The sequence below is a fragment of the Herpetosiphon gulosus genome (assembly GCF_039545135.1).
Lineage (GTDB): Bacteria > Chloroflexota > Chloroflexia > Chloroflexales > Herpetosiphonaceae > Herpetosiphon > Herpetosiphon gulosus.
In genome coordinates, this window is record NZ_BAABRU010000002.1 from 119993 (window position 1) to 141484 (window position 21492).

Below are 21492 nucleotides of genomic sequence, written 5' to 3' on the forward strand. Positions count from 1 at the left end.
GATCTCCCCTCGCTCACCGCAGTGGGAGAGGGGTCGGGGGTGGGAGATTTGTTACTCAATCTCGACAGTGCCCAATTCGATGTAGTTGGCTCCATGTTGGGCGGTGCTGGCTGTCATGGGCAAGCGTTGAGCTTCAATGTCAGTAATCGTTGGATCATACCAGCCGAGCACGACCAAATATTGGCCTTTGGCGAGATTTTTGGGCAAGGGCACGGCCACTTGATCATGAATCGCTTGGTTGGCTTGCCAGCGGCTGGTTGGTAGTCCACCATTCAGCGGCATGGTATCAACTTGGGCGGCAACTGGTGCACCCAACGCTGGCACTAAATGAATAAATAAACGGTAATCTTTGGCTAAAACGCTGTTAGTGCGCCACGCCAATTGCACTGGCAACGTGCCACCAGCTTGATAACCATCGGCCCAGGCTTGAAATTGGTAGCCTTCAAGTTGCAACGTATGATCCCACGTGGCAGTCGCTGAGTTGGGAATTGACCATGTGCCTACCAGCGCCAAATTCTCGACTTGCATTGGCCGTGGAAAGCTCTGACACAAAATCCGCAGCGCATTAAATTCCCAATAGGGCAAATCGGTGCAACGCCATTTATCATTTAAATCAGCAGTCAGAAAATTAATCCCAACTTTGCCCATATCATCTTGGGGATATTGCGGGTTGGGCGGATCGATCGCCTTGGCATTTTCAGGCGCAATCAGCAGCCAGCCACGGCGTTGGCCCGCCAATAACGCGGCATAATCATTATCAAACTCGCCTTGATCATAGCCAATCGCGCCGATTCGCCCAAATCCACGCGCAATAGGCAACGCATCGGGCGTAACGCGGCTGGCATAGTATTGATACAAAGTTGCAATATAGGGCGGTTGTACAATCACGACATCATCAGGGGCGACATGCTCAGCCAGGGTTTGCACCGCGCCACGATAATCTTCCTTGACCGCGTTGCCGCTCCAAATGCCATAGGGCTGCTGAAACACCAACCAAGCACTTAACCCTGTGATCGCCACGATGCTGCCGACATTCAACCAGCGTTGTTGGGTCATGCCCGCCAAACCGAAGGCCAACATCAAGCAAAAAAGCGGTAAGCTGAAACTGAGGTAACGTGGCTCGTAGAGCGGCGAGCCTACTGCTAACACCGCCAAAAAGAGTAGCGTGGGCAAAAGCCACAAACTTAAAATAATGTTTCGCCGTGGATGGCTCCATGTCAGCCATAAACCGCTGGCAAGTGCTAAACCCACAGGCAACAAACGCCAGGTTAAATCGCTGCTCGAACGGTCAAAACTGAGGCGGCCAAGCAAAAGCCACGCCGCTTGGAACACCCCAATTGTGCGGCCAATCGGCGGCGCATTCGGGTCTTGACGCAGGCCAAAACGAATTCCAACCATAAAACCAAGCGTGAGCAAGCCGAATCCGAGCCAAAGCCATTTGTGCCAAACTGATTGCCTGAAATGCAACACCAACACCAACACTTGACCGAGCACTTGCAACAAGGCCAAACGGTGCAAGCTCAGACAGAGCACCACACTAACAAACCACAGCCAAACCTGCTTCGGCTTGGGTTGATCAAGCAGATCGAGCAATGCCAGATTCGACCAAAGCACCGCCGCCATCAACATGCTATAAACTTTGGCATCTTGGCTTTGCCATAAGCCAAATGGATTGATCGCTAACAGACCAGCCGCAACCCAAGCCACCGTGGGTGTACTCAAACGCCGCGCCAAATGATAGAGCAATACTACCGCCAGCGCTCCAACAAGCGCCGAAGGCGCACGCAAGGCTAGCTCGCTATCGCCGAACAAGCTCGTCCAAGCCTTCATCAGCAAATGATAAAGCGGGTAACTTTGGCGTGGGCTAAACAGATCGCCGAATAAGCTGGGCCAAGAACGGCCAGTAGCCTCGCTCCATGTACCGCCTTCATCGAGCCATAAACTTTGGCTGCTCAGGCGGAAAAAGCGTAAAGCCAGTGCGATGATCAAAAGGCCAAAGCTGAGGCTGCGAGTGGGATGTTTAGGCATAAGCTGCTCGATAATCTTTAACAAATATAAATGGCCTGAACAGCAAAAAGCACCAAGCCAGCTAGCTCAGTGCTTAATTGAGGGCGGTGAACAAGCTACTTAGGCGCTCAGTTGCTCGATGCCGCTTGCTTCGTCGTCGGCGATCGTAAACAGCGTATCGAAGCGGGTTTTGCGGAAAACCTCAGCAATTTGGGTTTGTAAGCCAAACAGCATCAAATTTTGCCCGCGATTTTGCTGATCTTTCAAATTCATCATGAGCATGCGCAAGGCCAAGCTTGCAGCAAAATCGACTTTGCTCACATCGACCAACACAGGCCCATTGTGATCGGCAATCGATTGAGCGAATGGTTCTTCGAGCTCACGAACCGCCGCAGCGTCCATGCGAGCAGGCAAACGCACGATCAAGACCTTACCATTGGTTTCTTGGATCAGTTCAGCCATACGAAATCTCCCTATAGTTGTCGTTCAAAAGACAGCAGGAAACAAGCGGTATTATACACTGAAGCGCTAGCCAAGCCCAGAGGGATTAGATTAAATGGCGTTTTTGGGCTTGTTAATGGCACATTGACGCTTTTTTCAGCGGGCTTTATAATGCTTAGCGCTTAATGCAACTTCACTTCTTCGCAGGAGGCTGCTCGGTGTACTTTACACAAAACGATCCTCAGATTCTTTTCCCTTCGTGGGTAGCAGGTTTGTTGGTTATTTGGATTGCGGTTTTAGTGGGTGCAATTTTTTGGCTGCGCTCGCTGCCACCCAAAAATCCGGCGCGTTTGGCGTTTCGCAAGCGCACCAGCAACGGCCTGTTGATCATCGCCGGGATTGGGATCGTGCAGTTTCTGGCGCGTTGGCTGAAGATCGACGTAGTTGAGTGGCGCTTGTGGGGCTATGTTTTATTTGTCGCATTGATTGGTTTCGGGCTGTATTCATGGCAATATGCTCGTTCGACCTTGCCTGCGTTGGTTTCGCAAACCGGCAAAGTTAAATCCAATTATGCTAAGAGCCGCGCTGCTGCTGCCGGTAGCAATGCCAAGGCCAGTGCTGATGGTGTCGCAAGCGAACCTGCTGCACCACGCGAACCCAAGCCAATTGCAACCACTGGCCGTCGTGAAGCACGCCGCTCCAAGAAACGTAAATAATTCGCTCAGTTGGTAACAATTAAACACTGGCTCTGCTTTGCAGGCTGGTGTTTTTGTTGTTTAGACTGGTTCCCTCACCCCCTTGCCCCCTCTCCCGCCCGCGAGGGGAATCCCTTAATCATGAAGTTTGGAACGCCCCTCGCCCGCCGTAATGGGAAAGGGGTGGGGGTGAGGGCATGTTACACCCAACAAGAAACAGGTATACTACTACTCTACTTAAGGAGTAATAATGAATCCATATACCGATCCGTCGCGGGTGCGCGGAGCTTTAAATAGCATCGGGGTGCGCCCGAGCAAAAGCATGGGCCAAAATTTTTTGATCGATCCTACGCCGCTCAAGTTGGCCTTGGAACACGCTGAGGTTAATACCAACGATGTGGTAGTTGAGGTCGGGCCTGGCTTGGGCGTGCTGACTTGGGAATTGCTCAATGCCGCTGGTCAGGTGATTAGCATTGAGCTTGATCCACGCTTGGCCGGACGTTTGCGCACCGAGTTTGCCGATCGGCCCTTGACGATTGTTGAAAGCGATGTGCTGGAGATTGCTCCCAGTGCAATGTTGGCGGCGGCTGGCTTGCCCGCCGATACAGCCTATAAATTGGTGGCAAATATTCCCTATGCGATTACTTCACCCTTGTTGCGCCATTTTCTTGAGGGCGATAGCCCACCCAGCCTGATGATGGTGTTGATGCAGTGGGAAGTTGCCAATCGCATTACCGCTAAACCAGGCGATCTCAGTATTTTGGCGCATAGTGTGCAACTCTATGCCACCGCCGAAATTATAGCGCGGGTGCCAGCTGCTTCGTTCTTGCCAGCGCCGGCGGTCGATTCAGCGTTAGTGCTGATGCGCCGCCGTCCTACCAACACTGTGCCGACTGCTCCCAAAGCTTTGTTTAAAGTCATTCGCGCCGGGTTTAGCCAAGCCCGTAAAAAGCTAATTAATTCGTTGACTGGTGGTTTGGCTGGTCAAGGCTTTGGCAAGGAGCAAGTGCTGGCGGCCATTGTTCAGGCCGAAATTGACCCAAATCTACGGGCTGAGGTGCTGACCTTGGAGCAATGGGCCAAATTAACCGAAACGTTGGGCATCGCTACCAAATAATTAAGCCGCGTTGAGCGCCAACCCGAATTGCTTCAGTCCGTGAGCTAACATCCAACTTGCTGAGCAAAGCTGAAACATGAAATTTGACGGTATGCTCGCTGATGATTAAGCGCTGAGCGATTTGGCGATTAGTCAAGCCCTCGGCCAGCAGTTGTAGCACTTCGTGTTCGCGCTCGCTCAGTTGGGTATCCCAAGGTTCTGGTTGGGGTGGGCTGTGAATTTGGGCCAAAATTGTTGGCGATAGCACACATAAACCAAGCTGGAGAGCTTGCAAACTGGCCCAAATTTCTTGCGGGTAAGCATCGGTTGAAACCACACCCCATGCCCGTTGCTGTGGCATGGGGTGTGGTAATTCTTGGCTAATCAATAAAATCGCAGGTTGATCGTTGGTTTGCTGCAAAAGCAAGGGCAGCGCTTGATCATCGAGCAAAATCACTACATCGACAACTCCCAATTGTTCGATTAATGGCTCAATGGTTGGTGCTGCTGCCACAATTTCGGCCTCGTACTCGGCCAACACGCTGCGCATACCCGCGCGAGTTAGCGTCGTTCCACCAATCAACATGAGTTTTAATCCTGCTTCGCTCAAGGGCTATTTTGCTCCAATTGTGATGCTCAGGTTTTGCAATTGGCCAGCTCGCAGCACATCAAGCGTTACGGTTTTGCCCGCCCGATCGCTTGCCAAGAGCATTTGCAAATCGCGGGGTTCGTTGAGTTCATGGCCATCTAAGCCGACCAAAATATCGCCAACCAACAAGCCAGCGTGTTGGGCTGGGCTATCGGCTTCGACACTAATCACCAATAGACCAGTCGCTTGGTTGCGGCCAGCGCGTTGGTTATCGGGCAAATTAACAGTTTGGCTGGCAATCCCGATAAAGCCACGGCGCACGCGACCATGGTTGAGCAAGGTATCAGCGACGCTAGTAAGCACAGCCACTGGAATTGCAATTGGTTCGCCGCCAGCAAAGCCTGAGGTAAACAAACCAACGACTTCGCCTTTAACGTTGACCAAGCCGCCACCTGAGAAGCCTGGGTACGGCGTGGCATCGGTGCGCAAATATTGCGCCAATGTACCACGGCGGGTTGGGACTGGGCCGCCAATCGCATTAATAATACCAAAACTGGCTTGCACGCTGCTTGGGCGACCGACTGCTAAAGCCAATTGACCAACCCGTGGCTCGGTTTTGGCCAAGGTTGCGGGGGTAAAATTAGCGTTGGGCACACGCAATAAAGCCACATCACTGCTCGGATCGCGACCAACTACGTGAGCTTGATACTCTGTGCCGTCTGGCCCAACCACCTTGATATGCTCATCGCGTTGGATGACATGATCGGCGGTTAAGACCAAATCGGCTTGCCACATGATTCCGCTAGCACTTTGGCGGCGGCGGGCGTAGATCGTCACGATGCCAGCGCCACTCTGTTCAACCGCATCGGCGAGTTCGCTCGAAAATTCCTGTAAACTCATAACAGCCTCCTAAATTGATTAACTGTTGAGCAGTATAGCCAACCACAATCTGCTTGAGATCAGTCAGTTAGCGAGGTTTCAACCTAGCCAAACGCCTAGTTGGCATCCTTCGTTGCATGAACCACGGTGAATTGGCCCCTCACCCCAACCCCTCTCCCACAGCGGCGGGAGAGGGGCGATCTACCGCCATAATATGGTAGTTCCCCCTCGCCTGCTGGGCGGGAGAGGGGGCTAGGGGGTGAGGGCATGCAAACTTCTATACTAGTTGATCGGCACAGAACGCGGTACAATAGAGTTGAAGATGTCGTGATGATATCTGGATTTTAACCTGCACCATGCTGGTGCTAACTTCAATGCGGAAGATGAATCATGGTGTTATCACTTGATCTACGGCGCTATCGCAATATCGTCGTATTGACGGGGGCGGGAATTTCGGTCGCTTCAGGGGTGCGACCGTTTCGCGGCCCGAATGGAGTCTGGAACGAGTGGGATATTGAACGCTGCGCCACCCGCACAGCACTGGAGCAATCTCCCCAGTCGGTTTGGCAAGCTTTTGGGCCATTACGCAGCCAGCTACAAACGACTCAGCCCAACGCCGCCCATCGAGCTTTGGCTCGCTTTGAACAATCGTTAGGCAAGCATCAACGTTTTACCCTCATCACCCAAAATATTGATGGCTTGCACCAACTCGCTGGCAGCCGCAATTTGGTCGAGTTTCATGGGAGCCTGCGCCAAAGCCGCTGTAGCGACGAGCAATGTGACCAACCAAGTTTTGTTGATCAGCGGGCGCACATCCAAACCCTGCCGCTCTGCCCAACCTGTGGCAAGCCTTTACGGCCAGATATTGTGCTGTTTGAAGAGGCGATTCCAGCTTGGGCCGAAACCCAAGCCAAACGCAGCCTGCGCGAATGTGATTTCTTTTTGGCAGTCGGCACATCGGGCACGGTGTTTCCAGCGGCAGCCTTTGCGCGTACAGCTCAAATGCTGGGTGCACGCACGATGTTGGTCAATTTGGAGCCACATGCTGCCGACGATTTAGCCTTTGAAGAACAGCAGATCGGGCGAGCCGAAGAGCTATTACCGACGTTGCTAGGAGTTGCTTAGCTGAATTGTGACTGGTAATTGTTCAACCGACGAGGTACAGTAACCTTTGCTGCTACAGAGCATAAACGTCAGCAAAATTTGCTGATTCAGCTGTTGCCGATCAAGCTCAACTGGCATGCGTAAGGTTACTGGTCCCGCTGGGTAAATCAACAATTTGGCAGTTTCAATTGTTGGGTCGGGTGCGGCAATCGCATCGGCCACAATCGGCCCGATTGAGCGTAATTGACCAGCCTGCCTAAGCTCAAGCAAGGTTGGCCGACCCAAGCCATCCACGCCGTTGCGCGGCAAATCTTTGGAATATAAGTGCAAATGTGGTTCTTTAGGTTGGTAGGTTGCGGCTAAAATCATCTGGTTGGTGTGATCGCGTTCTAGGCGCAACTCGACTTGGGCGTGCTGGCTATCGACCGTTTGCAACACCTCGATCACCTGATAGGGCGCTTGCGGCGTAATAATCTCCGCGCCACAACTGGCTAAAATCAAGATCAACACCAACCAAATTGATTTTTGCATTTAGACAATCTCCGCTTTGAGGGTTTTAATCGCATCCCAGACATGCCAAACGACGCTATGCTCAGGGTATTGGCGGCGGTTGGCGGCGCTAATCGGTTGGCCTAGGCGGGTCATTTTGCCTTGGCGATCAACCGGACGGCGGCCAACTACGGGCGCAGCTTCCGAGCGTGGTGCAGGAAAATAACTCTGACCAATTGGTACTGGCGTATGAAATTGCCAATGGCCCAGCGCACCATAATCAACATTCAACACATACAAACTATAATAATCGTTTTCGAGGCCTTCGCGTTGGCATTTCGCGCAGCCGCCAGAAAGTTCAGCATATTCAGCGGGCGACAGATTGCCTCGGCGAGCTTGATTACGGCAATTTTCGCAGAGCCAAATTCGCGTTTTAGGCGTTGGGCCTTCGAGAATACCCAAGCTAACCGAGGGCGATTCGCTGAGATACAGCGTTTGAATCGCCCGTTCTTTGAGCAAATAGAGGGATTGCGCCCGATCAAAGGCGCTGAGGTCTTCACGGCTAGGCGTGCGTTCGGATTTGGGGTCAGTTTCGTAGAACGTGGCCCATTCATCAAGCAATTTCAACCAACGACACAAACCGACAATTGGCGGTTCTTCAATGACAGTACTCAACGAGCCTCCTCAATCGAGCGGCGCAAACAAATCAATCAAATTTCCATCGGGATCAAGCACCACTGCATAACGCTGACCCCAAAAGGCATCCCATGGATCTTTTGAACCACGATAACCTGCTGCTAAAATCTTAGCATAGAGTTGGTCAACTGCCGCAGGGCTAGCACATTTGAAGGCGAGACCCATGCGATGGCCGCGTGGCTCCTGCCAATCGCTTTGCAATTGTTTCATCAAGGCTTGGCTATCCCAAGCGAGGCGCATGCCATTGGGCAAGGTTGTTTCAACATGATCTTCGCCACCAGGATCGCTGGGCAAGTCCAAATCGAACAACCGATAAAAATCCAAGGCCTTAGCCATATCGGCAACCACAATTCCAATCATATCAAACATGTGCACCCTCCGTTGAATTACAAACATTTGTGCTATTATACACCCTGACCTATCGTTGCTCCAAACGATGCCCTAGATCAATTGCTGTTAGTACTTTGGCTGTGAGCTACTAGCCTAGTTGGCATTTTAAATTGATGCTAAATCAGCTATAGCGTTTATCAATTAATTAAATAATCAACCTAAAATGACTCCCAATGGTCATAGCATTATCACAGTACCACCAGATTAGATATTTTATTGAGAGAATAAAGTACTAGCAAATTAATTGTTTATAATCTTCAATCAGCGCATAATTCTTTCAAGTTATTTGTCTCTGCATTTTTTTGAAGGATTATGCTCATGCTTAGAGTGAAGATTTTGCTAATTGCAATTATTTTTCTGCTAAATTATCCATTTAATCAGGTAAATGCTCAAAAATTAGCCAATTTACCACCAAAAATCATAAATGAGCAACTTGATAGTGATAGCGATAGTTTAACTAATAGTTGGGAAACCAACCACCAACTTAACCCCTATAGTGCGCTTGGCGACGATGGCGCGGCGGGCGATCCCGATTACGATGGCTTAACCAATGCCAATGAGCAAATTTATGCTACCAATCCGCGTAACCCTGATAGTGATGCTGATGGGATGAATGATGGTTGGGAAGTGCGCTACGGACTGAATCCGACCAGCGCACTTGGCGATCATGGAGCCACAGGCGATGCTGATCGCGATGGCTTGACCAATCAAGAAGAATTATTTAGTAATACCCATCCAACCAATCCTGATACTGATGGCGATGGTTTACGTGATGGCTGGGAAGTCGATCATCAATTTTCGCCAATTAATCCTGCTGGTTATCACGGTGGTGCAGGCGATGTTGATACTGATAATCTGAATAACCTTCAAGAGCATACCGCTGCTACCAACCCACGCCACCCTGATAGCGATGGCGATGGCCTGCCCGATGGCTTGGAAATTGAGCATGGTTCGAATCCCCTAGATTGCGAGTTGGATGCTGATGCAGATGGTTTGGAGAATCAACCAGAATTAGCTTTAGCAACCAATCCATTTAATCCTGATAGCGATGGTGATGGTTTGCCCGATGGCTGGGAAGTGGCGCAACAGCTCAATCCCTTGAGTGTTGCTGGTATTCATGGAGCCAATGGCGATGGCGATGCTGATAGTTTGAGCCACTTGCAAGAATATTTGCATCAAACCAACCCCCATCAGGCCGATAGCGATGGCGATGGCTTACTCGATGGCTGGGAAGTGCAGCATCATTTGAACCCGCTCAGTAGCTTGGCCAATGATGGAGCCAACGCCGACCCTGATGGCGATTCGCTGAACAACCTTGCTGAACAAGGCTTTGCCACCAACCCACGCAGCGCCGATAGTGATAATGACCAATTGCCCGATGCCTGGGAATTGCAACAGCAGCTTGATCCATTGCTGGCAGGTGGCGAAGTTGGCACAAATGGTGATCCTGATGCTGATGCTTTGACCAACTTGGCTGAATATCGTAATAGCACCCGACCGTTGTTGGCCGATAGCGACGACGATGGATTAAACGATGGTTGGGAAGTGCGGTATACGCTTGATCCGCTTGATGGATTTGGAGTAAACGGAGCCAATGGCGACCCCGATGGCGATGGCATGAATAATTTAATTGAATTGCAACGCCAAACTCACCCTTTGCAGGCCACCTACCTTGTTATGCTGCCACTTGCCCAACGTTTCTACTAGCCCACTTGATGTTGACCCTCAAAATGGCTGTAGGCCTAGCGAAATTGCTAGGTTTATTGCCATTTAAACTTGGTATAATGGCCCAACAACGTTGTTTGAGACCTGACTCAATCATAGGAGTAGAGCATCCATGCGCGTCTTGATGTTGGCTTGGGAATATCCACCGCATATTGTTGGCGGGATGGGCAAGCATATTGCCGAGTTGGTTCCAGTGCTTGATGCGGCTGGGATCGAAGTGCATGTGCTTACACCATGGTTGCGTGGCGGCCCACAACATGAGCGTTTTGGCATGCACAGCCATATTTGGCGAGTTCAGCCACCAGCTATGCCCGATTATGGTTTTGTTTCGTTTACCCAAGAAACCAACCGCTATCTTGAGCGCTTTGCCCACGATTTGGGCAAAACCCATGGCCCATTTGATCTGATTCATGGTCATGATTGGCTGACCAGCTATTGTAGCGTCGCCTTGAAATATGCTTGGCATACTCCTTTAATTACGACAATTCATGCAACTGAGCGTGGGCGTGGACGTGGCTCGCTGGGCGGCGACCATGCCAAAACGATCAATGGCTTGGAATGGTGGTTGGCCCACGAAAGTTGGCGGGTGATTGTGTGCAGCGATTTTATGGCTGACCAGTTGCATCAATTTTTTGGCACGCCCTTTGATAAACTTGATGTAATTGCCAATGGGGTGAACGTGCCCACGATTGAATGGCCGAGCCAAGAGCGCCAGCAATTTCGCCAAAAATATGCCGCCGATAACGAAAAAGTAGTGTTTAGTATTGCCCGCATGGTCTACGAAAAAGGCATTCAAGTGTTGGTTGAGGCAATTCCGCATGTGTTGGCGCAACGTCGCGACATTAAATTCGTAATTGCTGGCATGGGGCCGTTAGCCGAACAATTGCGCAACCGCAGCCGGGAGTTAGGTATCGATGCGCATGTCTATTGGACGGGCTTCGTGACCGATCAAGATCGCCATTATCTCTACAATGTTGCTGATGTTGCGGTATTTCCCAGCATCTACGAGCCATTTGGGATTGTAGCCTTGGAAGCGATGGCGGCGCATTGCCCAGTCATTGTTTCGGATACTGGTGGTTTGCGCGAGGTGGTGCAAATTCACGAAACTGGCTTAACGGTTTACCCCGATAACCCTGAATCGTTGGCTTGGGGTATTTTGCACACACTAGCTCACCCCGAATGGACACAGCAACGAGTTGAAAATGCCTTCAAAACTGTGGTTGAGATTTATAATTGGCCATTAATTGCCTGCCAAACCCAAGCGGTCTATCAACGGGTTTGCGACGAGCGTGCAACTAGTATGTGGGGATGAATTGTATGAGTACTGAGGCGTTTCAGGCTGGGGTTGCGGCGCTGAAAAGTGGCAATAAAGCCTTGGCCCGCGAACATCTGATGAAGGTTGTTGAGCAAGACGAAACCAATGAACAAGCTTGGCTATATCTGGCGGGCGCATTGGAAGATCCCGATGAGATTCGCATTAGTTTAGAAAATGCGCTGCACATTAATCCGCAGAGTAATCGCGCAAAACAGGGCTTGGAATGGCTGCGCAAGCAACATCCAGCAATTTTTGTCGAGCCAAGCCCCGCCTTGCCTGAGGCAACCCCACCAGCCTATACTGGAGCAACCCTCGCCTTGGCTGATTTGCCCTTGGCCGATAAACCACTCCCAGGCCAGCCGATCACGCAAACGCCTTTTCCGACGACCCAACCGCTGGGCCAAGCCCCCTTGCCCGCGACCCAACCGCTTGGGAATGGCCCTTTGCCAGCAACCCAGCAATTGGCTCCCCCAGCCTTAGGCGAAGTACCCGATGTTTTGCCTTGCCCACGCTGTGGCGCACCAACCCGCTATGTTGATCAGCGTTGCCGTCAGTGTAGTATGAACTTGACGATTAAGGCTGATCGTCAAGCCCCATCTAGAGCACCAGCAATAATTGCAGCAATATTAAGCATGTTGCCTGCCTTATTATGGACATTCTTGGCTATCCTTATTTTTGTTGATACATTTCAAAATTATAATGATTTCCAAAAAAGCTTAAGAGTTATAGCACCACCAGGTCTAACGCTTCCAGAAGCTCAAAAGAAGCTTCAAGATGAAAAAGTTGCCAGGTTGGAGGAAGATTTTTCAGAATCGATTACTCCAGTACTTAATCTAGGAGTAGTTTTCTTATTAATTGGGGTATTTGGTATTGTAATGGGAATAGCATTAATCCGTCGAAAAAAATATGGTTATTGGGGAACCCTTATTTATAATCTAATTTATGCATTATCTTGGCTTTCACTCTTATTCTCAGTTTTTCGATTTGAAAGTTATATAACCCCAATAGCCGAATCTTTTCTCATATCATTTAAAGTTAGCCCGTCAATTCAAAGCCCAGCCGATATTCAAGCGTTTTTTACTCTAATCAAACAAGTTCTCTTCACCATCGCCAGTTACTATCTTATTATTTTAGTACTAATGATCTTTGCTTGGAAATCTGTCTCGCGGCAGGTTGTGCGGTTTGTGCCGCAATTCGAAGAATTAGCTGATCCCACTGGGCATTTTAATCGTGGGGTTGTCTATCAAAAGCGTGGGATGTGGTATCTTTCTATGCTAGAGTGGGAACGAGCAGTCAAGCTCAACCCACGTGATTCGACCTATCGCCATGCCCTAGGCTTGATTTATGAGCAGATGAAGCGGCCTGCTGATGCCTTACAACAATTTGAGCAAGCCCTCAGTGAAGATCCCAATAATCTGCGCATTGGCCAAGATCGGGATCGCTTGGTACAAACATTGCGAGCCTAGGTTGAGCCATGGCTTTTTATAAGCGAGGCATGCATGCCTGGAAATAGTTTTGGTCGGTTGTTCCGCATTTCAACATGGGGCGAATCCCATGGGGTTGGCTTGGGCGTGGTGATCGATGGTTGTCCAGCAGGTTTGGAGCTTGATCTAGCAGCTGTTCAGGCTCAATTGGATCGCCGTCGGGTTGGCCAAAGCCGTATGACTTCGGCCCGCCGCGAGCCTGATGAAGTTGAGATTTTATCGGGCATGTTTGAGGGGCGAACCACTGGCACAGCCTTAGCGATGCTGATTCGCAATACCAACGCTCGTTCTAGTGATTACGATGCAATTAAACATTTGTATCGACCTGGCCATGCCGACCATAGCTACGATGCCAAATATGGCTTTCGCGATTATCGTGGCGGTGGCCGTTCGAGTGCCCGCGAAACCGCCGCACGAGTTGCGGCTGGCGCGGTCGCGCGGCAGATTTTGGCTACAATGGGCATTAGCTTAGTCGCCTATACGCTGAGTTTAGGCCATCTCAAAGCCCAAATTATCGACGAAAACGAAATTGAAAATAACATTATGCGCTGCCCTGATCCCGCTGTAGCCGAGCAGATGATCGCCTATGTCGATCAAGCTCGCCGCGATTTGGATTCGCTGGGCGGGGTGGTTGAAGTACGGGCGCGAGGAGTTCCGGCTGGGCTAGGTGAGCCAGTTTTTGATAAACTGGATGCCTTGATTGGCCACGCTATGTTTAGCATTCCTGCGGTCAAAGCGGTCGAAATTGGCTCAGGCATCGAAGCAGGCAATGCCCGTGGTTCGCAAAATAACGATCCATTTATCCAGCGAGCAGATGGTAGCATTGGCACGAGTAGCAATCATGCTGGCGGAATTTTGGGTGGCATCAGCAGCAGCGAGGAGATTGTGGTCCGTCTGACGGCCAAGCCGCCAGCCTCAATCGCCCAAGCACAAACCACGGTCGATCAAGCGGGCGAACCTGCTACGATTGTGGTCAAAGGCCGTCACGACCCAACTGTTTTGCCGCGTTTAGTGCCAGTTGCCGAGGCAATGTTGGCCTTGGTGCTCGTCGATTGTGTCTTGCAACAACGTGCCGCCCGATTGTAGGCCTGAATGACAGACGCTCCGTCAACCACAAACCAAGCAGAATTACCAGAGGCCGAGCCACGCCGGAGTAGCTCGGCTCCACCTCAATTACGTGCGGCGATCAGTCGGGCATTATCGCGACGCAAAGCTGAATTGCAAAGCCAAAGTGTTGCTGACGAAACGGTCGTTGTTGAAATTGCGCCAACTATCGTTGTCGAGCCAGTTCCACCAATGCCACTACGTCAAGAGCGTTATCGGGTGGCAGCAAGCCGCGCATTAAGTCGTTTGCGGCCAAGCAACGACACTCCACAGGTTACGAATCCAACCAGCAACCGAGGCCGTGATCGCACGCGGACTCGTTTGCGCCCACCAACCTTGCCCAACCAATCCTTGCCCAAACTGCCAACTGAAGCACCTGTTGAGCAGCCTGTGCGGCGCGAATTGCCTGCCGCAGTTGTCGCAGCCTTGCAGCCCGAGAGCCTGCCCGCACCAGAAATTCAGCGTCCGCCGTTGTGGGTGGCCTTCGTGGCAGGCTTAGGTTGGACAGCAATGTTGCTATGGGTCTTTTTTGGTGGGCTTTCGCCTCAATCGGGCTTTGGAGTACGCAGTTTGTTTGGCATTGCAACGCTAGCCTTGGGCTTAACCACGTGGCTGCCAATGCAATGGGCGTTGCGCTTGCCAGCATTAACGTGGCGAGGCACGGTTGGTTGGGCGATCATTTTCTGGATCTTGGCTTTTGTGCCAGCCCCAACTACCACGATTGCTGCTGGCTTGCCCGATTTACCAATCTACTTAATGTTTCTGAGTGGGGTATTTTTGGCTAGCAATGCCATGGTTTTGCCGCTGGTGTATGTCTGGGGTATTCGGCGTTATCACAATCGGGCGCAGCGCTTTGATGTGCGACGTTCGCATCGCCAAGCAACCGAAGCCGGAATTTTTTGCAGTTTGTGTGTGCTTTTGGCGGCAATGAACATTTTCGAGCCAGTTACAGTGTTATTGTTAATCGCCATTTTGGTGTTGAGCGAAATGGTGATTTTATCGTTACAGGCCAAATAGTCGGCTTGCATGTACGGATGGGAGTTGTTCTATGGCATATACCGTTGCAATTCTTGGAACTGGGCTGATTGGCGCATCACTAGGGTTGGCGTTGGGCACGGCTGATCCTGAGAGCGCTCCCTTGGGGCGTTGTAAGGTAATTGGCTACGATGGCAGCAGCCAACAATTGCGGATTGCTCGTGGTCGTTTGGCGATCGATGCCGAAGCCAAAACTGCTGTCGAAGCAGTCAAAGAGGCCGATATTGTAGTCTTGGCAACTCCAGTGCAAACCCTACCTGCCTTGATGCGCGAAATTTCCCCACATCTGCGCTATAAAGCTTTAGTAACCGATGTGTGTAGCACCAAGGCCAGCGTTTTGCAGTGGGCCAGAGAATTATTGCCAACAACCGTGAGTTTTGTTGGTGGTCATCCTATGGCTGGTCGCGAAAAAAACGGAGCCGAAGCGGCTGAATTAGATTTGTTCAAAGGCGCAGTCTATTGTTTATGTCCGGCCTTGAATGCCACTGCTGAAGCCACCGATTTGGCGACAGCCTTTGTCGAAACCGTTGGAGCCAAGCCTTACTATATCGATCCTGAAGAACACGACATTTATGTGGCTGGGATTAGCCATTTGCCATTTTTGTTGGCAACCGCCCAAACCGAGGTGGTAACCCGTTCGCCCTCGTGGCGTGAGATGCAGATGGTCGCGGCTAGCGGCTTTCGCGATATTACCCGCTTGGCATCGGGCGATCCAGTGATGCATCGCGATATTTGTAGCACCAACCGTACAGCCCTCAAACATTGGGTCAACGAGTCAATTCGGGTTTTGGTTGAGATGCGTACAGCGCTTGAAGATGATAAAATTGACGAATTACAAAGCATGTTTGAACATGCTAAAACCATGCGCGACCAATGGCTGACCTTGCCGCAAAATCAACGGCCAGGTGAAGGCGAGCAACTAGCCGATGCTGATTTAGGTACGAGCATGAGCCAACGCTTGTTTGGCAACCCCAGTGCCTTACTACGGGGCGGCAAGAAAAAATAGGTCACAAGCTGTAGATCAAAAACTTGCTCAATTCACCAAACTATGCTATACTCCGCCACGTCTGATAAAGACAACCAGCGAAGGGGTGTAGGCTCAATGGTAAACCGCTGGTCTCCAAAACCGGATTTCAGGGTTCGAATCCCTGCGCCCCTGCCAAACGCTCCATCACGGAGCGTTTTTTGTTGCCAGATAGCTAGCCCCAAATCACCTAAATGGCCTATAGCACAGATGTTCAAATTCTGGTTGACATGCTATACTTTGCTGGTTGAACTGAGTTTTTGCAGCATGCTTGAGGGTCTACTGTGTCAAAAATGACGATGTGGCAGCAATATCTGTCGATTAAGCAAAAATACGCCGATGTAATTCTATTTTTCCGGCTGGGCGATTTTTACGAAACCTTCGGCGACGATGCAAAGCTGATCGCCGAAGTGCTCGATATCACCCTGACGGTGCGCGGTCTTAGCAGCGATGAAAATACCCCGATGGCAGGCGTGCCCTATCACGCTGCCGATAATTATATTGAGCAACTGGTCAGCCGGGGCTATCGTGTGGCCATCTGCGAACAAATGGATGAGATGGTGCATAAAACCTTGCAAAAACGTGAGGTTGTGCGGATTGTCACTCCAGGCACGTTAACCGAACCAACGATGCTCCAGGCAGAGCGTAATAGTTATCTTGCGGCAATTTTAGTTGATCGTGGCAATGTTGGTTTGGCCTATGCCGACCTAACCACAGGCGAATTTTGTGCCACCGAATTGCGCGGCAACGAGGCCTTGAAGCAACTTGATGGCGAATTAGCGCGTTTGGGCGCGGCTGAACTCTTGGTTTCCGATGCACCCGAGTTGCGTCCAGCAGGTATGGAAATTGCCAAAAAGCAGCTGGCCCAAGATCTCGCGCCAATGCGCAAGGCTGAACGCGAACGCTTGCTACCCCACGAACGCACCGCCAAAAAAGTTGAAGGCAATAACGAAAGCACTTGGGTTCAAGGCAATGTCACCCAATGGCCCAATTGGCATTGGGATGCTCGCACCGCCCACGATGCCTTGCTTAGTCAATTCAAAAGCCAATCGCTTGATGGTTTTGGCTTGGGCAATAAAGCGCTTGCAACCCGGGCGGCTGGCGCATTAATTCAATATCTGCATGAAACCCAGCGTGATAGTGTGGCCCAAGTGCGCAGCTTGCGGGTCTATGATACAACCCGTTTTATGTTTCTCGACCCGCAAACGCGCCGTAATTTGGAGCTAACCGAAGGCGCTGCTGGCCAACGCAAAGGCTCATTGATTGCCGTGCTCGACCAAACCCGCACGCCAATGGGTGCACGCCTGCTGCGCCAATGGATCTCGCAACCGCTGATTGAGCTTGGCCCATTAACTGAACGCCAACAAGCTGTCAGTTGTTTTGTTGAGGAAACCTTGGTTCGCGGTGAGCTACGGGCGTTGTTCAAAGGTGTTGGCGATATCGAACGCACAATCAATCGGGTGGTTCAAGGCATTGCCACCCCGCGTGATTTAGTGCGATTGCGCGAAGCATTACGCCTAACTCCCGACATTTTGAGCCAAATCGAACGCACTGGTTTACGCTCAACTAGCCTAACCGAGGCTGCGCCGAGTGATGATGATCTGTTTGATGATGCGCCAGCAACCAATCAAATCGATGCTTGCGCCGATATTTGCGAATTACTCGAACAGGCGATTGCCGATGATCCGCCAGCCTTGCTTGGCACATGGGACAACGCCCGCAGCGACGAAAATGTGATTCGCAAAGGCCATACTGCCGAAATTGATGCAATTGTTGAGGCTACTCGTGATGCCGCCCGTTGGATCAACGAACTTGAAGCCAAGGAACAGCAACGCACTGGCATCAAAACCCTCAAGGTCAGCTATAACAAAGTCTTTGGCTACTACATTGAAGTAACCAAGGCCAGTGGCGAAACCCGCATCCCCGATGATTACATTCGCAAACAAACCTTGGTTAATGCTGAGCGTTATATCACCCCCGAACTCAAAGAATACGAATCACTGATTCTCAATGCCTCGGAAGCCTTGAACGAAAAAGAGCGTCAAGCATTTCGCCTCATTTTGCGCCATTTGGCCAATGCTGGTCATCGTTTGCTGGATTTGGCGCGAGCAATCGCCGAGTTTGATGTCTATAGCACGTTGGCAGAAGTGGCTGTACGCCAGCGCTTTGTGCGCCCAACCCTGCGCCTCGACGATGTTTTTGTAATCCAAGGCGGGCGGCATCCGGTGGTTGAACATAATTTGAATGAGCCATTTACCCCGAATGATGCCCATTTTGATGTTGACCATCAGATTATTGTATTGACTGGGCCGAACATGTCGGGCAAAAGCACCTTTTTGCGTCAAGTGGCCTTGATTGGCTTAATGGCCCAAATTGGCTCGTTTGTGCCCGCCGATTATGCCGAAATAGGCCTACTCGACCGGATTTTCACTCGGATTGGAGCTCAGGACGATATTGCCACAGGCCAATCGACCTTTATGGTTGAGATGATCGAGACTGCCAATATTTTACATAATGGTTCGCCACGATCGCTGATTATTCTCGATGAGATTGGCCGTGGCACGAGCACCTACGATGGGCTTTCGATTGCGCGGGCAGTCGTCGAATATATCCATAATCAGCCGCGCTTACGGGCTAAAACCCTGTTTGCAACCCACTACCATGAACTGACCGAGCTAGCCAACATCTTACCTCGCGTGCATAATTGGACGCTGGCGGTCGCTGAAGAAGGCGATCATGTGGTCTTTTTGCGCAAAGTTATCGAGGGTGCTGCTGATCGCTCATATGGGATTCACGTGGCCCAAATGGCGGGTTTGCCACCAGCCGTAATTAAACGTGCAACCGAAGTGCTAAGCGAGCTTGAAGGTAAGGGTGATCGTGAGCAGCGCCGCGAGGCCATGCGCCGCATGAATGCTGCTGGTAGTTCGGCTGTGCCGCAAATGTCGCTGTTTGCGAGCAACGAGCCAAATCCAGCGGTTGAGCTATTGCGCGAAATGGATGTAACCCAACTAACCCCAATTGAAGCCCTGACCAAACTTTACGAATTACAACGCTTGTCCAAAGAGGGGTAAAGCGCTGAAACCGCGAAGGACGCGAAGATCGCGAAGTCGCAAATTAATAACTTCGTGCGCTTCGTGTCCTTCGTGGTTAAAAATCTAGCCCCTGAATCCTGATCTCTGACCCCAAACTTCCTATGTTCTATGCTCTATGTTCTTTGTTCTATAATGAGCCATCAACCAATCAATTCGGAACTGGAGTAGACAACCATGACCACCTATAAGGATGCTGGCGTTGATATTGCAACCAAAATGGATGCGATCCAACAGATGGGAGCCGCAGTCAAGGCCACCCATACGCCAGCAGTGTTGGCAGGTTTAGGCGCGTTTGGCGGCTGTTTTGATTTGGCTCAGGTTAATACCAGCCATGCTCAGCCGGTATTGGTGGCCTCAACCGATGGGGTTGGCACCAAAACGGCGGTGGCCGCAGCCGTTGGCGATGTGCGCACGATTGGGGCAGATTTAGTTAACCATTGTATTAATGATATTTTGTGCCAAGGTGCAACGCCACTCTTTTTTCTCGATTATATTGCTGCCTCGAAGCTTGAACCAGCCATGGTTGTTGCTGCGGTTGAGGGGCTAGCAGCCGCGTGTCGCGATGCTGGAATAGCCTTACTTGGTGGCGAAACTGCCGAAATGCCAGGCGTTTACCACGATGGGGCCTTTGATGTAGCAGGCACAATCGTTGGCGTGGTTGATCGGGCGCATATGCTTGATGGTAGCGCCATCAAACCAGGTGATGTAGCGATTGCCTTGCCTTCGACTGGCTTACACACCAATGGCTATTCCTTGGCGCGGAAAGTTTGCGCACCCTTAGGCTATACCAGTCAACCAGCAATTTTAGCTGGCCAGAGCATTGGCGAGGCATTGTTGGCTCCGCACCGCGCCTATTTGCACGAAGTTCAGGCTTTGCGCCAAGCAGGTGTGGCGATTCATGGCTTGGCCCATATCACTGGCGGCGGCATTTGGGATAACATTCCGCGGGTGTTGCCAGCCAACGTGACCGTCGAATTAGTGCGTGGCTCATGGCACGTGCCAGCAATCTTTAAATTAATTGTTGAACAAGCAGCGATGGATGAACACGAGGCCCATCATGTGCTCAACATGGGCTTGGGAATGATTCTGTTTATTGCGGCTGAACAGGCTGAGCAAGCACTGGCAACCATCAGCGATGCCCAACTGGTCGGGCGTGTGATTGAGCAGGGTAATCAACCGCGAGTGGTGCTAGTAGATCGCTAGCAACTGTGCTATACTGCCAACGATAGTTTGCCAACCTTGGTATTAATTAAGGTTGGCAAACGAAAGCTAGTTGTCATCTTCATCACTATCGCAGCCAAAACGGAAACGTTATAATGAGTCGTGAACCTCTGACCCAAACGATTGCTCGTGAGGTTGATGTCTACATCGCGGTCAGCCATGGACGTGAAGTATCACGTGGCCTAGGCTTTGATGATGTTGATCGTACACGGATTGAAATTGCGATTTTAGAATTAACGCGCAATATTTTGGCTCACGCCGAACGCGGTAGCATAACCGTGCGCGAAATTGAACTCAACGAGCAACGTGGTATCGAAATCGAGGCAAGCGACAATGGACCAGGCATCGCAGATACAACCCTTGCCTTACGTGATGGCTATAGCACCAAGCAGACCCTTGGCACGGGCTTGCCTGGGGTTAAACGTTTGATGGACGAATTCGAAATTGAATCCCAAGTTGGTGTTGGCACGGTCGTTCGAGCACGACGGTGGCTCCCACGTCGGCGCGAACGCGGAGGACTATAATGAGATTAAATTGGAGCGCCCAAACGCGCAGCAAATATGGTCAATCGGTCTCTGGCGATGGCTATGCTGTGATCGAAAGTCAAAATAGTATCTTAATTGCGGTGATCGATGGCCTTGGTGGGGGCGCAGAAGCTGCCAAGCCAACCAAATTAGCCTTAGAAGAATTGCATCAACATGCCACCCGACCGCTCAAGGAATTGATCGAGCGTTGTCATAAGGCACTCCATGGCACACGCGGCGCAGTGATCGGCTTACTCCGCTTGGAGTTCGATCATCTTCGTGCAAGCTATATTGGCGTAGGTAATATAGGTATTCATGTCATCAGCGATCGGGTGATTAAGCCTATTTCCAAAAATGGCATTCTTGGGCATAATCAATTGCCAAGCCTGCTGGAAATGACCTATACCTTTAATCTCGGTGATATTTTTGTGTTGTATAGCGACGGTATTTCAACGCGTATGATTACCGATTCGGCCTTGCATCACGCGATCGAAAACCCCGAAGCCTTGGCGATCAGCCTAATGGAACGCTATGGCAAAACCACCGATGATGTCACGATTCTGATTGCTCAAACTCAGTAGG

At 50.9% G+C, this 21492-nt stretch carries 20 protein-coding genes and 1 tRNA gene; 14 read left to right on the forward strand and 7 right to left on the reverse strand.

Translation table 11 applies throughout. The features are described from left to right. Nucleotides 1-51 precede the first annotated feature (51 nt). Together ABEB26_RS02590 and ABEB26_RS02595 are read right to left on the reverse strand one after the other, a co-directional pair. The gene (locus tag ABEB26_RS02590) at nt 52-2028 is read right to left on the reverse strand and encodes a glycosyltransferase family 39 protein (RefSeq protein ID WP_345720386.1); all 1977 of its coding nucleotides are present in this window, start codon (nt 2026-2028) and stop codon (nt 52-54) included. Nucleotides 2029-2127: 99 nt separating this feature from the next. Continuing rightward, a complete protein-coding gene (locus ABEB26_RS02595) occupies nt 2128-2469 on the reverse strand; it encodes an STAS domain-containing protein (protein ID WP_012191618.1) in 342 nt (113 codons plus the stop codon). A 197-nt stretch (nt 2470-2666) separates the two neighbouring features. On the opposite strand from ABEB26_RS02595, the gene ABEB26_RS02600 reads away from it, so the two are divergent. Both ABEB26_RS02600 and rsmA read left to right on the forward strand, forming a co-directional pair. Then, entirely contained in the window at nt 2667-3164 is a 498-nt protein-coding gene (locus tag ABEB26_RS02600; RefSeq protein ID WP_012191617.1) for a hypothetical protein, read from the forward strand. Between the two features lie 229 nt (nt 3165-3393). Beyond that, the gene (gene rsmA, locus ABEB26_RS02605) at nt 3394-4260 is read left to right on the forward strand and encodes a 16S rRNA (adenine(1518)-N(6)/adenine(1519)-N(6))-dimethyltransferase RsmA (protein ID WP_345720387.1); all 867 of its coding nucleotides are present in this window, start codon (nt 3394-3396) and stop codon (nt 4258-4260) included. Here rsmA and ABEB26_RS02610 read toward each other — a convergent pair. Together ABEB26_RS02610 and ABEB26_RS02615 are read right to left on the reverse strand one after the other, a co-directional pair. After that, the gene (locus tag ABEB26_RS02610; RefSeq protein WP_345720388.1) at nt 4250-4825 is read right to left on the reverse strand and encodes a helix-turn-helix transcriptional regulator; all 576 of its coding nucleotides are present in this window, start codon (nt 4823-4825) and stop codon (nt 4250-4252) included. The two genes, rsmA and ABEB26_RS02610, sit on opposite strands and share 11 nt — an antisense overlap. A gap of 27 nt (nt 4826-4852) precedes the next feature. Then, nucleotides 4853-5728, reverse strand: coding sequence for a S1C family serine protease (locus tag ABEB26_RS02615; protein WP_345720389.1), 876 nt, complete (start codon nt 5726-5728; stop codon nt 4853-4855). A gap of 369 nt (nt 5729-6097) precedes the next feature. Between ABEB26_RS02615 and ABEB26_RS02620 the strand changes: the two genes are divergently transcribed. Continuing rightward, the gene (locus tag ABEB26_RS02620) at nt 6098-6832 is read left to right on the forward strand and encodes an SIR2 family NAD-dependent protein deacylase (protein ID WP_345720390.1); all 735 of its coding nucleotides are present in this window, start codon (nt 6098-6100) and stop codon (nt 6830-6832) included. Here the strand turns inward: ABEB26_RS02620 and ABEB26_RS02625 are convergent. From ABEB26_RS02625 to ABEB26_RS02635, 3 genes are read right to left on the reverse strand one after another with little or no spacing between them, the layout of a single operon-like run. Continuing rightward, nucleotides 6818-7342, reverse strand: coding sequence for a hypothetical protein (locus ABEB26_RS02625; RefSeq protein WP_345720391.1), 525 nt, complete (start codon nt 7340-7342; stop codon nt 6818-6820). The two genes, ABEB26_RS02620 and ABEB26_RS02625, sit on opposite strands and share 15 nt — an antisense overlap. Then, nucleotides 7343-7975 (reverse strand): hypothetical protein, encoded by a 633-nt coding sequence (locus ABEB26_RS02630; protein ID WP_345720392.1) that lies wholly within the window; start codon nt 7973-7975, stop codon nt 7343-7345. It abuts the gene before it with no gap. Nucleotides 7976-7984: 9 nt separating this feature from the next. Then, nucleotides 7985-8365 (reverse strand): VOC family protein, encoded by a 381-nt coding sequence (locus ABEB26_RS02635; protein ID WP_345720393.1) that lies wholly within the window; start codon nt 8363-8365, stop codon nt 7985-7987. A gap of 339 nt (nt 8366-8704) precedes the next feature. On the opposite strand from ABEB26_RS02635, the gene ABEB26_RS02640 reads away from it, so the two are divergent. From ABEB26_RS02640 to ABEB26_RS02690, 11 genes are all read left to right on the forward strand, one after another. After that, complete coding sequence (locus tag ABEB26_RS02640; protein ID WP_345720394.1) at nt 8705-10093, forward strand: hypothetical protein; 1389 nt, start codon at nt 8705-8707, stop codon at nt 10091-10093. Nucleotides 10094-10223: 130 nt separating this feature from the next. Then, nucleotides 10224-11423: a glycosyltransferase family 4 protein gene (locus ABEB26_RS02645; RefSeq protein WP_345720395.1), complete on the forward strand. Its 1200-nt coding sequence runs from the start codon at nt 10224-10226 to the stop codon at nt 11421-11423. Between the two features lie 5 nt (nt 11424-11428). Then, nucleotides 11429-12892, forward strand: coding sequence for a tetratricopeptide repeat protein (locus ABEB26_RS02650; protein ID WP_345720396.1), 1464 nt, complete (start codon nt 11429-11431; stop codon nt 12890-12892). A 33-nt stretch (nt 12893-12925) separates the two neighbouring features. After that, nucleotides 12926-13996, forward strand: a complete 1071-nt coding sequence (gene aroC, locus ABEB26_RS02655; RefSeq protein ID WP_345720397.1) for a chorismate synthase — start codon at nt 12926-12928, stop codon at nt 13994-13996. A gap of 6 nt (nt 13997-14002) precedes the next feature. After that, nucleotides 14003-15031, forward strand: coding sequence for a serine/threonine-protein kinase (locus ABEB26_RS02660; RefSeq protein ID WP_345720398.1), 1029 nt, complete (start codon nt 14003-14005; stop codon nt 15029-15031). A gap of 31 nt (nt 15032-15062) precedes the next feature. Further along, nucleotides 15063-16055 carry a prephenate dehydrogenase gene (locus tag ABEB26_RS02665; protein WP_345720399.1) on the forward strand — a complete coding sequence of 331 codons (993 nt, stop codon included), beginning with the start codon at nt 15063-15065 and terminating at the stop codon, nt 16053-16055. Between the two features lie 81 nt (nt 16056-16136). Beyond that, nucleotides 16137-16211: transfer RNA gene (locus tag ABEB26_RS02670), tRNA-Trp, on the forward strand. Between the two features lie 155 nt (nt 16212-16366). Beyond that, nucleotides 16367-19144 carry a DNA mismatch repair protein MutS gene (mutS, locus tag ABEB26_RS02675; protein WP_345720659.1) on the forward strand — a complete coding sequence of 926 codons (2778 nt, stop codon included), beginning with the start codon at nt 16367-16369 and terminating at the stop codon, nt 19142-19144. A gap of 195 nt (nt 19145-19339) precedes the next feature. Further along, nucleotides 19340-20368, forward strand: coding sequence for a phosphoribosylformylglycinamidine cyclo-ligase (purM, locus tag ABEB26_RS02680; RefSeq protein ID WP_345720400.1), 1029 nt, complete (start codon nt 19340-19342; stop codon nt 20366-20368). 113 nt (nt 20369-20481) lie between these two features. Then, nucleotides 20482-20910, forward strand: a complete 429-nt coding sequence (locus ABEB26_RS02685; protein ID WP_345720401.1) for an anti-sigma regulatory factor — start codon at nt 20482-20484, stop codon at nt 20908-20910. Further along, a complete protein-coding gene (locus ABEB26_RS02690) occupies nt 20910-21491 on the forward strand; it encodes a SpoIIE family protein phosphatase (RefSeq protein ID WP_012192372.1) in 582 nt (193 codons plus the stop codon). The genes ABEB26_RS02685 and ABEB26_RS02690 overlap by 1 nt, the downstream gene beginning before the upstream one ends. Nucleotide 21492 lies beyond the last annotated feature (1 nt).

What these genes read in the sequence shown, in the direction of transcription:
- ABEB26_RS02590 (WP_345720386.1), bottom strand. Translation starts at nt 2,028, where the DNA reads ATGCCTAAACATCCCACTCGCAGCCTCAGCTTTGGCCTTTTGATCATC.
- ABEB26_RS02595 (WP_012191618.1), bottom strand. Translation starts at nt 2,469, where the DNA reads ATGGCTGAACTGATCCAAGAAACCAATGGTAAGGTCTTGATCGTGCGT.
- rsmA (WP_345720387.1), top strand. Translation starts at nt 3,394, where the DNA reads ATGAATCCATATACCGATCCGTCGCGGGTGCGCGGAGCTTTAAATAGC.
- ABEB26_RS02610 (WP_345720388.1), bottom strand. Translation starts at nt 4,825, where the DNA reads ATGTTGATTGGTGGAACGACGCTAACTCGCGCGGGTATGCGCAGCGTG.
- ABEB26_RS02615 (WP_345720389.1), bottom strand. Translation starts at nt 5,728, where the DNA reads ATGAGTTTACAGGAATTTTCGAGCGAACTCGCCGATGCGGTTGAACAG.
- ABEB26_RS02620 (WP_345720390.1), top strand. Translation starts at nt 6,098, where the DNA reads ATGGTGTTATCACTTGATCTACGGCGCTATCGCAATATCGTCGTATTG.
- ABEB26_RS02625 (WP_345720391.1), bottom strand. Translation starts at nt 7,342, where the DNA reads ATGCAAAAATCAATTTGGTTGGTGTTGATCTTGATTTTAGCCAGTTGT.
- ABEB26_RS02635 (WP_345720393.1), bottom strand. Translation starts at nt 8,365, where the DNA reads ATGTTTGATATGATTGGAATTGTGGTTGCCGATATGGCTAAGGCCTTG.
- ABEB26_RS02640 (WP_345720394.1), top strand. Translation starts at nt 8,705, where the DNA reads ATGCTTAGAGTGAAGATTTTGCTAATTGCAATTATTTTTCTGCTAAAT.
- ABEB26_RS02645 (WP_345720395.1), top strand. Translation starts at nt 10,224, where the DNA reads ATGCGCGTCTTGATGTTGGCTTGGGAATATCCACCGCATATTGTTGGC.
- ABEB26_RS02650 (WP_345720396.1), top strand. Translation starts at nt 11,429, where the DNA reads ATGAGTACTGAGGCGTTTCAGGCTGGGGTTGCGGCGCTGAAAAGTGGC.
- aroC (WP_345720397.1), top strand. Translation starts at nt 12,926, where the DNA reads ATGCCTGGAAATAGTTTTGGTCGGTTGTTCCGCATTTCAACATGGGGC.
- ABEB26_RS02660 (WP_345720398.1), top strand. Translation starts at nt 14,003, where the DNA reads ATGACAGACGCTCCGTCAACCACAAACCAAGCAGAATTACCAGAGGCC.
- ABEB26_RS02665 (WP_345720399.1), top strand. Translation starts at nt 15,063, where the DNA reads ATGGCATATACCGTTGCAATTCTTGGAACTGGGCTGATTGGCGCATCA.
- mutS (WP_345720659.1), top strand. Translation starts at nt 16,367, where the DNA reads ATGACGATGTGGCAGCAATATCTGTCGATTAAGCAAAAATACGCCGAT.
- purM (WP_345720400.1), top strand. Translation starts at nt 19,340, where the DNA reads ATGACCACCTATAAGGATGCTGGCGTTGATATTGCAACCAAAATGGAT.
- ABEB26_RS02685 (WP_345720401.1), top strand. Translation starts at nt 20,482, where the DNA reads ATGAGTCGTGAACCTCTGACCCAAACGATTGCTCGTGAGGTTGATGTC.
- ABEB26_RS02690 (WP_012192372.1), top strand. Translation starts at nt 20,910, where the DNA reads ATGAGATTAAATTGGAGCGCCCAAACGCGCAGCAAATATGGTCAATCG.